The 15,646-nt window shown below is 60.7% G+C and carries 11 protein-coding genes and 2 tRNA genes; 10 read left to right on the forward strand and 3 right to left on the reverse strand.

The genetic code is table 11. The annotated features are described in order from the left end of the window. Positions 1 to 89: 89 nt before the first annotated feature. The gene (locus I6L34_RS04730; RefSeq protein ID WP_005334863.1) at positions 90 to 290 is read right to left on the reverse strand and encodes a YbfA family protein; all 201 of its coding nucleotides are present in this window, start codon (positions 288 to 290) and stop codon (positions 90 to 92) included. Between the two features lie 212 nt (positions 291 to 502). Between I6L34_RS04730 and I6L34_RS04735 the strand changes: the two genes are divergently transcribed. Further along, entirely contained in the window at positions 503 to 796 is a 294-nt protein-coding gene (locus tag I6L34_RS04735) for a hypothetical protein (RefSeq protein WP_216955938.1), read from the forward strand. A 48-nt stretch (positions 797 to 844) separates the two neighbouring features. Here the strand turns inward: I6L34_RS04735 and I6L34_RS04740 are convergent. Both I6L34_RS04740 and I6L34_RS04745 read right to left on the reverse strand, forming a co-directional pair. Continuing rightward, positions 845 to 918: transfer RNA gene (locus I6L34_RS04740), tRNA-Cys, on the reverse strand. Positions 919 to 975: 57 nt separating this feature from the next. Then, positions 976 to 1,051 (reverse strand) — tRNA-Gly (locus tag I6L34_RS04745). Between the two features lie 249 nt (positions 1,052 to 1,300). On the opposite strand from I6L34_RS04745, the gene I6L34_RS04750 reads away from it, so the two are divergent. From I6L34_RS04750 to I6L34_RS04790, 9 genes are all read left to right on the forward strand, one after another. Then, a complete protein-coding gene (locus I6L34_RS04750) occupies positions 1,301 to 4,738 on the forward strand; it encodes an ATP-binding protein (RefSeq protein WP_216955941.1) in 3,438 nt (1,145 codons plus the stop codon). Between the two features lie 415 nt (positions 4,739 to 5,153). Further along, complete coding sequence (locus I6L34_RS04755) at positions 5,154 to 6,839, forward strand: ABC transporter substrate-binding protein (RefSeq protein ID WP_005353816.1); 1,686 nt, start codon at positions 5,154 to 5,156, stop codon at positions 6,837 to 6,839. A gap of 118 nt (positions 6,840 to 6,957) precedes the next feature. Then, entirely contained in the window at positions 6,958 to 7,941 is a 984-nt protein-coding gene (locus I6L34_RS04760) for an ABC transporter permease (protein ID WP_005353818.1), read from the forward strand. Position 7,942: 1 nt separating this feature from the next. Continuing rightward, complete coding sequence (locus I6L34_RS04765) at positions 7,943 to 8,863, forward strand: ABC transporter permease (protein WP_005347708.1); 921 nt, start codon at positions 7,943 to 7,945, stop codon at positions 8,861 to 8,863. Next, positions 8,860 to 9,879, forward strand: a complete 1,020-nt coding sequence (locus tag I6L34_RS04770) for an ABC transporter ATP-binding protein (RefSeq protein ID WP_019446723.1) — start codon at positions 8,860 to 8,862, stop codon at positions 9,877 to 9,879. The genes I6L34_RS04765 and I6L34_RS04770 overlap by 4 nt, the downstream gene beginning before the upstream one ends. 11 nt (positions 9,880 to 9,890) lie before the next feature. After that, on the forward strand, positions 9,891 to 10,883 hold the full coding sequence (locus I6L34_RS04775) for an ABC transporter ATP-binding protein (RefSeq protein WP_216955943.1): 993 nt from the start codon (positions 9,891 to 9,893) through the stop codon (positions 10,881 to 10,883). Between the two features lie 114 nt (positions 10,884 to 10,997). Then, entirely contained in the window at positions 10,998 to 12,719 is a 1,722-nt protein-coding gene (locus I6L34_RS04780; RefSeq protein WP_216956892.1) for a glycoside hydrolase family 9 protein, read from the forward strand. Then, positions 12,712 to 13,584, forward strand: coding sequence for a BadF/BadG/BcrA/BcrD ATPase family protein (locus I6L34_RS04785; protein ID WP_005347722.1), 873 nt, complete (start codon positions 12,712 to 12,714; stop codon positions 13,582 to 13,584). Before I6L34_RS04780 ends, I6L34_RS04785 begins: the two co-directional genes overlap by 8 nt. Beyond that, a complete protein-coding gene (locus I6L34_RS04790) occupies positions 13,569 to 15,434 on the forward strand; it encodes a beta-N-acetylhexosaminidase (RefSeq protein WP_216955946.1) in 1,866 nt (621 codons plus the stop codon). Before I6L34_RS04785 ends, I6L34_RS04790 begins: the two co-directional genes overlap by 16 nt. Positions 15,435 to 15,646: the final 212 nt, after the last annotated feature.

Raw genomic sequence — 15,646 nt, forward strand, 5'->3', positions numbered from 1 at the left:
GAGTGGTGTTGGGAGGCAGGAGTTGCGGCAAACAGATAAAAAAAGAGACAGCTTTGGCTGTCTCTTTTTGCACATGGTGCGAATGGGGTTTAGTAGAAGATCCGCTCGCCACGCTCGCTCATTTTGAGCCACACCGGTTTGGTGCTGGTTTTATTCCAGATCCGGTGTAGATAGCTGTAGAAGCGGGCACGATCGCTGCGAAACAGCATCACGGGGAAAGCCAGAATGCCCACCAGCAATACATAAATGCGACGAAGAATAATCTGAGTCAGGGAAAAGGGATGAAACATGATGTAACTCCTTACTGGTAAGACCACTGAGCAAAGATTACCCCACTCCATGTAGGATTACTACATCACCAACGCATTTTTTTATAAAAAAATGGTGAAAAACGGGAAATACTGAAAACGGGTTACGTCATTAACCCACAGTTAACAAACTTGCGAAAATCGTGCGCTTTGCCACAGTTATCAGGGGAAAAACATGCAGTAGGGAGACACGCATGAAACTGCCGGAAGTGGCACTGCTGGTGCTGATGGTTGCCCTGACACGGGCACAACTGGAGGAGTGGCAACTGAATCGGGAAGATGCCATCGTGCAGGCCGAACGGGGTGTGCCCACCGTCAGCCTGTGGCAATGCGGCACACTGAAGCAACGGATTGCGGATCTCAACCAGCACAGCGCCGAGGTGCAGTTTCAATATCGGGGGCAAAACATGGCGGATGTGAGCCACTATCTCGAGCGGGAGTGGAAACAGGCTGGCTGCGAGCAGTTACTGGTACAGCAAGGATACTGACCAAGGCTCAGACTCGAAGAGTGGTGATTGAGATAAACAGAGAGAATATGGAGGCACGTTCCGGAGTCGAACCGGACTAAACGGATTTGCAATCCGCTGCATAACCGCTTTGCTAACGCGCCATGCTGACAAGACTGATTGTCTTGAAAGTGAGTTCCATCGTTGATGTGATGGAAAATTGGAGCGGGAAACGAGACTCGAACTCGCGACCCCGACCTTGGCAAGGTCGTGCTCTACCAACTGAGCTATTCCCGCGTTACTGCTTTCGTGCCAGTTGCCTGACAACGAGGCGCATTATACGTACCACGAGCTCCAGCACAACCCCTTTTTCGCAATTTAAGCCCTGATGCAGACTGTTTGCTCAGGGTTTAAACGCCTTGCTGCATTTTTCTCCAGCCAGCTGTGACCCACCAAGCGAATTTGGGATAAAGTCGTTGAAATGATTACGCTTTCGTTCGAGACTTGAGCGGCTTAATAACCGGATTCTCAATTGAAAATCACAAGATGAAATGGATCTTCACGCTTCGTGGGCTCAGGCCGCAGTTAATGCTGGCTTTTTTCATGTTGGGCATGGTGCCCTTTTTGGTCATCACCCTCTTCTTCCTATACAGCCACGGCAAGGATCTCACCACCCAGACCTCCAACCATCTGGTCTCCGTTCGTAATATCAAGAAGAGTCAGCTCGAGGATTACTTCAACAACCTCAAAGAGCAGATCATCAACTTCTCCCAGCAGGATTTTGCCGGCAACAGTATCGGCCGTTTCTATGGCTTTACCGGCGCCTTCGAGAAGCTGGGCACCACACCGCAGGAGGCCCGCAGCCGTGCCCAGGCCCGCTATCTGCCCGGCTCCTGGGATCAACTGCGCAAACCGGACAGTCAGGTGGAGATCGAACCCTCCATCACGGCGCTTATCCTCGCCGACGAGATGTATGGCCGGGTGCACCAGCGCTTTCATCGCGGCTATGCCGACATGGTGCGCAAGTCCAACTACAGCGACATCTTTCTGGTGGACCTCAACGGTGATGTGGTCTATTCGGTCACCAAGCACCCTAACTTTGCCACCAATCTGCTCTCCGGACCTTATCAGGGCAGTGGCTTGGGCCAGACCTTCGCCAAGATCAAACGCCGCCTCGATGGTGGCCAGAAGCCGCAGCAGATCTTCGAGTTCACCGATTTTGGCCGCAACGAGCTGACCGGGCAGGTGGTTGCCTACATGGCGGCCCCCGTGATGCAGTACGACTATGTGCGCGGTGTGGTGATTTTCGAGCTGCTGCCGGACAAGCTCAACCAGATCATGGCGGAGCGGGAGGGGTTGGGCGAGACCGGCGAAACCATCCTGATCGGCCCCGACAAGCGGATGCGCGCCGATGCCTGGCTGGCGCCGGAATTCAGCGTCGAGAACAGCTTCAGCCCCAATTTCCGGCCGCTGCAAACGCCCCTCATCACCAAGACGCTCTCCGGCGAGCAGGGGGTCGGGCTGTTCCACTCCTATCAGGATGACGAGGTGCTGGCCGCCTACACCCAGGTGAAGGTGTTCGATACCGAGTGGGCCTTTATCGCCGAGATCTCCACCCGGGAAGCCTATGCCCCCATCCGCCAGCTGGAAACTCTGGTGATTGTGCTGGGTGCGGGCTCGGTACTGCTGCTGATCCTCTTCTCCCGCTGGCTCTCCCACTCCATCACGGCGCCGCTGCGATCCCTGACCGAAGCGGCCGAGCAGGTGGCCGACGGCGCGCTGGACCACCCCATCGCCATCGAGCGCACCGGCGATGATATCGACCGGCTGGCCGAGGCGTTTCGCCATATGCAGCGCTCGGTGAAGGACAAGATCGAACTGATCGAACAGCAGACCCAGGAGCTGCAACAGCAGGTCAAGCTGACCCACAAGCAGAACCTCAGCCTGCAGCAGGCGGACAAACTCAAGGATGAACTGCTGGCCAACACCTCCCACGAGCTGCGCACCCCCATTCACGGCATCAAGGGGATGGCAGAGTCGATGCTCGCCAGCCAGCAGGATTTGACCGAAGGGCAGCAAAAACAGCTCGGCCTCATCATCAAGAGCGCCGATGGCCTGGCCCGTCTGGTAGATGATCTGCTGGACTACCATCAGATGCGCTACGGCCAGCTGGAGATCCACTCCCAGCCCGTCTCATCAAAAGGGGTGATCCGGCTGGTACTGGATCTCTGCCAGCATCTGGTGCAGGCCAAACCCCTCACTCTGGTGGATATCAGCCCGGCCGAACTGCCACCGGTGCTGGCCGACGAGCAGCGGCTCGAACAGGTGCTCTACAACCTGGTGGGCAACGCCATCAAGTACACGCCGCAGGGCAAGGTGGTGCTCAGTGCCATCGTCGAGAACAACTTCCTGCGCATCAAGGTCACCGACACCGGCATCGGCATTGCCCCCGACCATCTCGAACATATCTTCGAGCCGCTGGTGCAGATGAGCCCGGAGGTGAGCAAGCAGGGGGCCGGCCTTGGCCTCTCCATCACCCGCCAGCTGGTGCACCTGATGGGGGGCGAGCTGTTTGTCGAGAGCGAGCCGAGCGTTGGCTCTACCTTCGCCTTTACCCTGCCCCTTGCCACCGGCAAAGCGGCCAATCTGACTCTCGACAGCCGCCAGATCGAGCATCAGCTGGTGCGCCAGCAACCGCTGATCCTGCCTGACTGGAAGAGCGACGATCTGCCCCCTCCCCCCGAGGGTGCGCCGCTCATTCTGGTGGTGGATGACGAGCCCATCAACCTGCACATCCTGCGCCATCTGCTGCAGCCCTGCGGCTACCGCATTCTGCCCAGCAGTGACGGCCACGATGCGCTGGCCAAGCTGGCCGAGGAGCAGGTGGACCTCATCCTGCTCGATGTGATGATGCCGACCCTCTCCGGTTTTGACGTCTGCCGCCGCCTGCGCCAGCAGCACCCGAAAGATATGCTGCCGGTGCTGCTGCTCACCGCCCTCAACCAGCCCAAGGATATCGAGGAGGGCTTCGGGGCCGGTGCCAACGACTATCTGGTCAAACCCTTCTGCAAGGAGGAGCTGTTTGCTCGGGTCAAGGCGCTGCTGGAAGCCAAGGCCGGACGCGCCTCGCTGGTAGAGAACCGGCTATTGAAGCAGGAGATCGAGCACCGCCTCACCCTGCAGGAGCGACTGCATCAGGATCAGCAGCGGCTGCTGGCCCTGCTCGGCGAAGGGGCCGACCCCATGATCTTTATCGACGAGCAGGGCACAGTGCTGTTTGCCTCGCGGGTGCTGGCGCGCCTGCTGGGGCAGGAGCTGGAAGCCATGGAGGGGCAGCCCCTCAATGAGTGGCTCGCCACCCCGCTGCAACAGCAGTGGCCCGACCTTGCCAGCGAGCGGGAACACAATCTGGAGTTTCTGGTGGCCGGTCAAAAAGATGTGCTCAACGCCCGTGCCCTGCCCATCACGCTCGGAGGACAGGCCGCTTTCGCCCTCACTCTGAGTACCGAGCTGCGTCAGGATGAGAACCGGGTAATGGCGCTGGAGAACGCCCTCAAGAACCTCTCGCGGCAAGCCATCATCGAAGATGAACAGCTGCTGGGCGAGCTGAGCCGCCTGGGTGGCGAGTTCCGTTCGCTGGCCGACGACCTCATTCGCCAGCAGGATGACGAGCCGCTGCGCCGTGCGCTGGTAGAGACCATGCAGCTCACCCTGGATGCCTGGCAGCAGGGGACCGGCAAGGGCAAAATCGTGCTGGCGGAGAAGAGCAAGCTGTGGCGGGTCTATATGGACAGATCCAGCCCGCAGACCCGCACCCTCGACAAATACCTGAGTCTGGACACCCTGCCCAAGTCGCCACGCTGGAAGACGGTCGTGGCCACCACCGAGTATGTGCTGGGCCACTGCCCGCTCAATGACCACCAGCGCCAGCAGTTGCAGCACAGCGCCCAGACCCTGCGTCAACTCGCCAACCGCAAGCCGTGACACGGCGCCCTAAACGGGCGCCGGATCACAATTGGCAATCTGGTTTCTTTTTATGCAAAACAAAGCCCCGCCCGACCCCGAAACCGAGAGCAGATCCAATTCACAAATTTGTCATATACGCCATTTTCACAGCCACTTTCTACGCGAGAGTAAATAACGCAAACCAATGATTCTAAACAGATAAAAAAGCATTTTGACGAGATTGACGTAACACCGTCAATTTTTACGAAAACAACGAAATCAATAGTTGTTGTTTTCCTGTTAATTCTGGTTTGCTTAGGGCGTTGGAAAACAGAACGACAAAGGTTAGACACCTGACCAACACAGAGGGCCGATTTCATCAGCATGCGAAACCGGTGCTCACACAAAACAAGGCGAACCCTCGGGAATGCCAAAAAATAAGAAAGGAAAACATATGCTTGCCAAAGTATCCAAAATCTCTACCGCTGTAATGCTGGGAACCATGATGCTTGCCGGTGCCGCCGGTAACGCCATGGCCGCAGAAAACAAAACCGTGCTGACCATGGTCGCACAGCAGGAAACCGCCTGGGTCAAGAACTTCAACCCCTTCCTGCAAGCGGGCTTGCTGCACACCACCCGTCACTTCATCTATGAACCGCTGGTGATCTTCAACGATATGCAAGGGGGCAAACCCGTCTATCGTCTGGCCACCAACTATGCGTTCAGCGATGACCTGAAATCCGTCACCTTCGATCTGCGTGACGGCGTGAAGTGGTCTGACGGCGAAGCCTTTGATGCCGATGACATCATCTTCTCCTTCAATCTGGTCAAGGCCAACAAGGCGCTGGATGAGCGCTCAATCTGGACCCAGATCAAGAGCGTCGAGAAGCTGGCCCCCAACAAGGTCAAATTCGACCTGACCGAGGTCAACACCAACGTGGTGAACGATCTGGTGCTGGTACCCATAGTGCCGGAGCATCAGTGGAAATCGGTGAAAGATCCGGTTGCCTTCACCAACGACAAGCCGGTTGGTACTGGCCCCTTCACCGAAGTGGACAACTTCTCCGCCCAGCTCTACACCCAGTGCCGCAACCCGCACTATTGGGATAACGCCAACCTCGCTATCGACTGTATCCGCATGCCGCAGATGGCCACCAACGACCAGGTGCTGGCGGCTGTCATGAAGGGTGACATCGACTGGTTCGGCTCCTTCGTGCCGGATATCGAGCGCCTCTACGTCGGCAACGATCCGAAGAACAACAAATACTGGTTCCCGGCCTCCGGTACCGTGGCGTTCAACGTCAACTTCCAGACCAAGAACCCGGGCAATAACGAAGCCTTCAACGACATCAACTTCCGCCGCGCCTTCTCCATGGCGATGGACCGCCAGTCCATGGTGGATATCGCGGGCTACGGCTACCCGACCGTCAACGAGTACCCGTCAGGTCTGGGCAAAGCCTTTGACTCCTGGAACAACCCGGAAGTGGACAAGAAGTACGGCAAGTACAACAAGTTCGATCTGGAAGGGGCCAAGGCCCTGCTGAAAGAGGCAGGCTACAAGGATTGTGACGGCGACAAGTTCCTCGACACCCCGAGCTGCAAAAAGATCGAGTTCAAGGTACTGGTACCGAATGGCTGGACCGACTGGGTCAACACAGTTCAGATTGGTGTAGAAGGGCTGCAGGCGCTGGGCCTGAACGCCAAGACCGCCACCCCGGAAGCGACCGTCTGGACCGAGAACCTGATCACTGGTGACTTCGATGTCGCCCTGCAGGGTTACTTTGCCGGTGCCAACCCGCACAAGTACTTCGAGACTGCGTTCCACTCCCGCAACATGGGCGACCGTGGCAACCGCTTCGCCGCGCCCCGTTACAAGGATCCCGAGCTCGACAAGCTGATCGATGACTTCACCCAGACCGCCGATGCGGCCAAGCAGAAGGAGATCATGTTCGCCATCCAGGATCGTGTTGGTGCCAACCAGACCATCATTCCGGTCTTCAACAACCCGACCTGGTATGAGTACAGCACCAAGCGCTTCAACGGCTGGTTCAGTGCTGATAACCCGGTAGCCAAACCTCAGCTCCACCCGGACACCCCTGAGCGTCTGCTGCACGTGTTGTCCCTCAAGCCAAACAGCTAAACAATCCCGGCCCCCTGCGGGGGGCCATCTTCCCCGTTAATCCCCTTCTTGCCCGGCACCGCCGGGGTTGGGGTAGCTATACCCGACGCGGGGCAGACTTGCAGTAAAAGGTACTATCATGGGATTCATACTGAGACGCTTTTCCTTCTATCTGGTTGCCTTTCTGGTAGCCGCCACCATCAACTTCCTGTTACCCCGTGCCATGCCAGGGGATCCTGTCTCCGTGATGTTTGCCCGCGCTGGCGCCATGATGGAACCCGCCGCCCTGGAAGCCCTCAAAGCCACCTTCGGCTTCGTCGACGGCCCCATCGGCACCCAGTTTCTCACCTATGTGAAGAGTGTCTTCACTTGGGATCTCGGCACCTCGGTGCGCTTCTACCCGCAGCAGGTCTCTGACGTGCTGGGCCGTGCCATCGGCTGGACCCTGTTTCTGGTCGGCACCTCCACCATCCTTAGCTTCTCCATCGGTTCCATCGTCGGCATCTTCGCCGCCTGGTATCGCGGCGGCCGGATGGACAGCATTCTCTCCCCGCTCACCCTGGTGATGCAGGCCATTCCGCCGGTGGTGGTCTCTCTGCTCGCCCTGTTCCTGTTCGGGGTCAGCCTCGAGTGGCTGCCCATCGGCTACGCCTACAGCCCGGAGATCAAGGCTGACTGGGGCTGGGAGCACATCAAGAGCATCATGACTCACGCCATCATGCCGGTGCTGACCCTGGCCGTGGTACAGGTGGGGGGCTTTCTCATCACCATGCGCAACAACATGATCAACCTGCTGGGCGAGGATTACATCACCATGGCCAAGGCCAAGGGGCTCTCCAGCAACCGGGTGATCTTCAACTACGGCGCCCGCAACGCCATTCTGCCCAGCGTCACCGCCCTCTCCATGGCGCTCGGCTTCGTCATCGGTGGCTCCCTCATCACCGAAGTGATCTTCAACTATCCCGGCCTGGGCCTGACCCTCTATCAGGGCATTCTGGCCCGCGACTACCCGCTCATTCAGGGGCAGCTGCTCATCATGACCATCACCATGCTCAGCTTCAACTTCCTGGCCGACGTGCTCTACGTCTTCCTGGATCCCCGTCTGCGTACAGGAGGCAAATAAGATGCGTATGCCGACCATTCTCAAAATCCTGCTGGGCAACAAGAAGGCTGCCTGTGGCCTCGCCATCGTGGTTGCCTTCGTACTGATGGCCCTCTTTGCCCCCATTCTGGCCAGCAACGAGCCGACCAAACGGGTGGCTCGCCCCCACCAGCCGCCCAGTGCCGAGTTCGTGATGGGGTCCACCCGCATGGGCCACGACATCTGGGCCCAGTTCACCAACGGCGCCCGTATCTCGCTGCTGGTGGGCTTCAGTGCCGGTCTGCTGGTCTGCACCCTGGCCGTCGCCATCGGCATCACCGCCGGTTACTTCGGGGGTCTGGTGGATGAGTGCCTCACCTTCCTGATGAACGTGGTGCTGGTGATCCCCAACCTCCCCTTGCTACTGGTGCTGGCGAGCTTTATCGGGGAGGCGTCACCGGCGGTGATTGCCGTGATAATAGGGTTGACCTCGTGGGCCTATGGCGCGCGGGTCATCCGTGCCCAGACCCTGGCCCTGCGCGAGAAGGAGTTCGTCATCGCCGCAGAAGTGCTGGGCGAGCCGGCCTGGCGCATCATTCTGGTGGAGATCCTGCCCAACCTCATCTCCATCATCGGGGTGAGCTTCATCGGCTCCATCATCTACGCCATCGTCACCGAAGCGACCCTGGAGTTCCTCGGCCTCGGCGACCCGACCGTGGTGAGCTGGGGCATCATGCTCTACAACGCCCAGACTTCCAGCGCCATTCTGGTCGGCGCCTGGTGGGAGATCCTGGCCCCCTGCTTTGCCATCGCCACCCTTGGTGCCGGTCTGGCCCTGCTCAACTTCGCCATCGACGAGATTGCCAACCCGCAGCTGCGCTCCCACAAAGGGCTGAGCCGCTGGAAGAAACTCGCGGCGCCGGTCACCACTCCGGTTGCCACAGCACAGGAGAAGACAGCATGAACAAGCATCCCCTGCTGTCAGTACGCAATCTTTGCGTCGACTACATCACCGAAAATGGCGACGTGCGCGCCGTCAACTCGGTGAGCTTCGATATCAGACAGGGCGAGATCTTCGGTCTCGCCGGTGAGTCGGGCTGCGGCAAGTCCACCGTCGCCTTCTCGGTGGCCCGGCTGCACAAGCCGCCCGCCTACATCAGCGGTGGCGAGATCCTGTTCAAGGGGGAGAATATCCTCCACTACAACGACGAGCGGCTACGCTCCTATCGCTGGCAACAGGTGTCGGTGGTGTTCCAGTCCGCCATGAACGCCCTGAACCCTGTGTTGCGGATGGAGGAGCAGTTCTGCGACGTGCTGCTGGCCCACAACCCCGGCATGACCCGTTACGAGGCGATCAAGCGCGCCCAGGAGCTGCTCACCATTGTCGATATCCACCCGAGCCGGCTCAAGGACTACCCGCACCAGTTCTCCGGCGGCATGCGCCAGCGGCTGGTGATTGCCATCGCCATGGCGCTCAACCCCGAGCTGCTCATCATGGATGAGCCAACCACGGCGCTCGATGTGGTGGTACAGCGGGAGATCCTGCAGAAGGTCTATGCCCTGAAAGAGAAGTTCAACTTCTCCATTCTGTTCATCACCCACGACCTCTCCCTGATGGTGGAGTTCTGCGATCGCATCGGCATCATGTATGCCGGTGAACTGGTGGAGGTCGCCCCCTCCAAGGCGATCCTGACCGCGCCGCTGCACCCCTATACCAGAGGGCTGGGCAACTCCTTCCCGCCCCTGCACGGGCCGAAGAAGGTACTGGAGGGGATCCCGGGCACCCCGCTCAACCTGCTGGAGGTGCCGGTCGGCTGCCGCTTTCAGGCCCGCTGCGGCAAGGTGCACGATCGCTGCCGTCAGGAGTACACCAAATTGGCCGAGATCCGCCCCGGGCAACAGACCGCCTGCCACCTCTATGAGGAGCAGGGACTGCAACAAGATTCCGTGATCTATCTGGACAAGGCCGCTGGCTGTTAAGGATGTCTGTCATGCAAATCGCCAAAACCGATGCACCCATCATCGAAGTCCAGCACCTCTACAAGGACTTCCCCATCAACTCCAATGCCATCAAGAGTGGCAAGATGCGGGCGCTCTCCGACATCACCTTCAACCTGCACCGGGGCCGCGCCCTGGCGGTGGTCGGGGAGTCCGGCTCCGGCAAGAGCACCATCGCCAAGATCATCGCCAAGATGTACAAGCTCAGTGCCGGGCGCATTCTCTATCGCGGCCACGATCTGGAGGAGTTCAACAAAGGCACCGCCCTGCTGGACTATCGCCAGAGCGTGCAGATGGTGTGGCAAGATCCGTTCGGTTCGCTCAACCCGACCCACACCATCTACCACCATATCGCCCGCCCCCTGCTGCTGCACAGCAAGGTGATCGACAAGAAAGATCTGCCCGACATGGTCTACGCACTGCTGGAGAAGGTCGGACTGACCCCCGCCAAGGCGACGGCGGCCAAGTATCCGCACCAGCTCTCCGGCGGCCAGCGCCAGCGGGTCAACATCGCCCGCAATCTGGCGGTGGAAGCAGAGGTAGTGCTGGCGGACGAACCCACCTCCATGCTCGACGTCTCCATTCGCATCGGCATCCTCAACCTGATGGAGCAGATGAAGAACGAGCTCGGCGTCTCCATGCTCTACATCACCCACGACATCGCCACCGCCCGCTATGTGGCGGAAGATCTGGCGGTGATGTATGTGGGGCACATGGTGGAGTGGGGCGAGGTGGACGAGATCCTGCACCACCCGCAGCACCCCTACACCCAGCTGCTCATCTCGGCTGTGCCCGATCCGGAGAAGAGCATCCACGCCGAGCTGGAAGGAGGCCGCAAGGGGGAGATCCCGCTCTGGACGCCGGAATCCTGCGGTTGCCCCTTTGCCGGGCGCTGCAATCAGGCGATGCCCCGCTGCAAGGAGGCGCTGCCCCCCATCACCCGGCTTGCCGACAACCACTTCGTGCGCTGCTACCTCTACGAGTGAGGGTGAGCCTTAGACCGGCCGGACAACCCTGTCCGGCCATGCCTCGATACGGGGCGGCCACAGCCCCGTGATGTGCCTCACCGCCCGGCGGTGAACCACAGGAGTAATACCTTGATGGAACTCTTGATCAATCAGGTGGGCTACGAGTGCGACGGACACAAGGTCGCCCTGTTGCAAACCTCCCCCGCCCCTGATCTCGGCGGCTATGTCAGGCTGCAACGCCTTGATGATGGCCAGATCCTGTTTGAAACCCCGCTGCAACCGGCGGGCAGCGTCCCCGGCTGGCAGGGCCGCGCTTACTGGTGTGCCGACTTCTCCGCCTTCAAGGAGCCCGGTCACTATCGGCTGGAGGCGATCACTGCCCAAGGCATAGTCCGCTCCACCCGCTTTGCCATCGGCCAGGATCTGCTGGCCAGCAGTTGCCTCTCCGACGTCATTCACTACTTCAAGGGGCAGCGCGCCAGCGGCACCTTTGATCGGGCCGACCGCAACGCCCGCCTGTTTGGCACCGACCAGCACAAAGATGTGCACGGCGGCTGGTTCGATGCCAGCGGCGACATGAGCAAGTACCTGAGCCACCTCTCCTACGCCAACTACCTCAACCCCCAGCAGACCCCCATGGTGGTGTGGGCCCTGCTCAAGTGCCGGGAACTGCTGGCCCCGCGCCGCGATATCGACGGGGTGAACCTCTGCAAACGGCTCAATGACGAGGCGCTGCACGGCGCCGATTTCCTCTGCCGGATGCAGGATGAGTCGGGCTTCTTCTACATGACCCTGTTCGACAAGTGGAGCAAGGATCCTGCCCAGCGCGAGCTGTGCGCCTATGCCACCCAACAGGGGCTCAAGTCCGCCAACTGGCAGGCGGGTTTTCGCCAAGGGGGCGGCATGGCCATCGCCGCGCTGGCCCGCGCCGCCCGCGAGAGCGTCAGCGGCGACTTCGATGCCAGCCGCTACGCCGAGGCGGCCAAACGCGGCTACCTGCATCTGCGTGAGCACAACCTTGCCTACCTTGATGACGGGGTCGAGAACATCATCGACGATTACTGCGCCCTGCTGGCAGCGGTGGAGCTGACCCGCACTTTCGGCGCCGAGTGGCTGAATGAGGCGAGAGCCCGTGCCAGCAAGCTCTGTGCCCGCCAGCGCCCTCATCCGGAGCTGGGTCACTACTGGTCGGCCAACGAGGATGGCTCGCGCCCCTACTACCACGCCGCTGAGGCGGGTCTGCCGGTGCTGGCGCTGCTGGAATATCTGGGCGTAGAGCCGGATCAGGAATACAAGGCTAGGGTACAAACCGTGGTGGAGCAGGCGCTGGCCGCCGAGCTGGCGCTCTGTGCCCGCGCGGGCAACCCCTTCTCCCTCGCCCGCCAATATGTGAAAGGGGTGGATGAAGCGCCGCGCGTCAGCTTCTTTATGCCCCACAACAACGAATCCGGTTACTGGTGGCAGGGGGAGAACGCCCGCCTCGCGTCTCTGGCGACCATGGCCTTTGCTGGCGCCCGTCACTTCCCCCGCCAGAGCCAGCCGCTCATCACTTACGGTCAGCGCCAACTCGACTGGATCCTCGGGCAAAACCCCTTCAACGCCTGCATGCTGGCTGGCCACGGCATCAACAACCCCGCCTATACCGCCGGTTATCCCAATGCGCAGGGGGGTATCTGCAACGGCATCACCTCAGGGTTTGATGACGAAAATGAGGTGGCCTTTATTCCGGAGGAGTACAAGGATCGGCTGGATCAGAACTGGCGCTGGGGTGAGCAGTGGATCCCCCACGCTGCCTGGTTTGCTCTGGCCATCACTTGGCAGAGTGCGCAGGGAAATGGAGGTCGCCATGATTGAGTTCTGGGTCGGCGTCGATGGCGGGGGCACCCACACCCGCGCCCGCATTCGGGATCGGGCGGGCAAGCTGCTCGGAGAGGGGCGCGCGGCCGGCTCCAATCTGGAGCTGGGCATCCCCCATGCCCACGCCAATGTGCTGGCCGCCATCGCCAGTGCCCGCCTTGCCGCCGGGATCGCTATCGAGAGTGAACAGCAGATGGGGGTCGGGCTGGCGCTCGCCTCCGCCGAGCTGGCCGACTGCTATCACGCCCTGCTCGAGATGCCCTTCCCCTTCGCCAGCGTCAGGCTCACCTCCGATGCCTTCGGTGCCTGCCTCGGCGCCTTTGGTGGCCGGGAGGGAGCCATCCTGATCGCCGGTACCGGCTCGGTGGGGCTGGTCTATCAGGAGGGGCAGATCCGCACCTGTTCCGGCCGCGGCTTCCCCATTTCAGACATAGGCAGTGGCGCCTGGCTGGGGCTGCGCGCCATCCAGCAATCCCTGCTCTGCCACGACGGCATTCTGCCCCCCAGCACCCTCGCCATCCGCCTGATGGACCGCTTCAAGCGGGATCAGGCCGAGGTGGTTCGCTGGGCCGCCCGCGCCATTCCGGCGGACTATGGCCACTTTGCCCCCTGGGTATTTGATGCAGCCAGCGATGGCGACGAGCTCGCCAATCAGCTGCTGGACGAAACCTGCGAACAGCTGCGGATCCTGCTGGAGGGAATGACCCAGCTCGGTGCCAGACAGATCGCCCTGCTGGGAGGGATTGGCACCCGCCTCGCTCCCCGTCTCGGCCAGCTCAACCTGATCCCCCCCCAGGCAGATGCGCTCGATGGTGCCATCCTGTTTGCCCAATCAGAGGATTTTCCATGTCTACACCCCTGATCCACACCCAGGTAGCCCGACGTGACGGCGAGGATGTCTGGTTCACCTTCACCCTCTCCCGCATGCCGGATACCAAGTGGAAGCTGCACTTCTGTCTGGCTCGCCACATCGACCCCGACTCCTTGCAAGGGGGCGAGCTGGAGCGCCAGAGCGGCAGCTACAAGGTGATTGTCCCGAACGCTGGCAGCTGCGAGCTGCGCTTTTGCTGCCGCCAGACCCCCATCAAGAAGCTCTCCGACATGCCGCAGGGCTTCTTTCTCAGCCTGCCGGAGGCGACCACGGGTGCCCAGCTGCTGCCGGTGACGCTGGCGGCGCAGGATCTCGGACTGGAGAACCCGCCGGTAACCCGCCCCGACCTGCCGGATGTCGAGCCCCTGCCCGGTATAGTGCCGCAACCGGTCCATCTGGTGCTGCTGGAGGGGAACTTCCGGCTGGCCGAACGGGCTCATGTCAGCGCCCCCCGCGATGTGCCGAAGTTGCTGGCCCACTTCAACGAGCTGACGTCGCTGGCGCTGGAGCAGGATCATGACGCTGAAATCCAGCTGACCGAGGCCAAACTGGCACCCGAAGCCTACCAACTCACCATCACGCCGCAGGAGGTGGTAATTGCCGCCGCCGACGAAGCGGGCTGGTGTCATGGGCTGGTGACGCTAGCCCAGTGGTATCTGCAACATGGGGAGAGCCTGCCCTGCGTCACGCTGGAGGATGCCCCGCGCTTTGGCTTTCGCGGCATTTTTCTCGATTGCGCCCGCCACTTCCACACTCCGGCCACCATCAAGCGCCTGCTCAAGCTGATGAGCCTCTACAAGTTCAACCGCTTCCACTGGCATCTGACCGATGACGAGGGGTGGCGACTCGAGATCAAGGCCTTCCCGGCACTGACAGATGTGGGTGCCTGGCGCGGCCACGATCTGGCGATCGACCCCCAGCTCAGCGGCGGTGCCGAACCCTATGGCGGCTACTACACCCAGAGCGAAGTGAAGGAGCTGGTGAGCTATGCCGGTGAGCTCGGCATCACCGTCATTCCCGAGATCGACATCCCGGGCCACTGTCACGCCGCCATCAAGGCGCTGCCCGAGCTGCTGATCGAAACGGCAGATCACTCCCGCTACCGCTCGGTCCAGCATTTCGATGACAACGTGCTCAATCCTGCACTGCCCGGCACCTACCGCTTCCTGGAGGCCGTTCTGGACGAGGTATGCGAGCTCTTCCCCGGCCCGCAGATCCACATGGGGGGTGACGAGGTGCCGACCGGGGTCTGGACCGACAGTCCCGCCTGCCAGCAGCTGATGACCGAGCAGGGCTACGCCGACTGCCGCGAACTGCAGGGCCATCTGTTGCGCCACTGCCAGCGCTATCTGGCCGCCAGAGGCAAACAGATGATCGGCTGGGAGGAGATCCTGCATGGTGACAAGGTGAGCCGCAAAGCGGCCATCTGCGCCTGGACCAGCTTTCAGGCTGGGCTGGACGCGGCCGCATCCGGTTATCCGGTGGTGATGGCGCCCGCCCAGTTCCTCTATCTCGATCTCGCCTGGAGCGCCGATATTCATGAACCCGGCCTCTACTGGGCGGGTACCCTCAATCTGGAGCAGATCTACTCGTGTGACCCTGCCCCAGCCGATTTCCATGCCAACGATAACATCCTCGGGGTGCTGAGCCCCTTGTGGTCAGAATTGATCACCAGCCGTGATCGTCTCGACTACATGTTGTTCCCGCGTATGCTGGCCACGGCCGAGGTGGCCTGGAGCGATCCCGCCCACAAGGGCTGGGAGCACTTCGCCGCCCGCCTGCCGGGTCAGCTGCAGATCCTCGATCAGTTGCAGGTGCGCTACCGGATGCCACAGAGGTAATGTTGTCTCTACTTTGGCGGCCAATCGGCCGCCTTTTTTACGATTAGCCAACAAAACATCAACTTCCCCCTACCATTCATCCGCCATTATTGGCAAAATCCAGCCCCCAATGAAGCTGGTCTGCCTCCTGCTGGCGCGAGCCTGCGGCCACCTCCAGATCTGCCACAATAACAACGACAACATTATCAACAAGAACATCGGAGCGTATTCCT

The sequence above is a fragment of the Aeromonas sp. FDAARGOS 1404 genome (assembly GCF_019047085.1).
GTDB classification, from domain to species: Bacteria; Pseudomonadota; Gammaproteobacteria; order Enterobacterales; family Aeromonadaceae; genus Aeromonas; species Aeromonas veronii.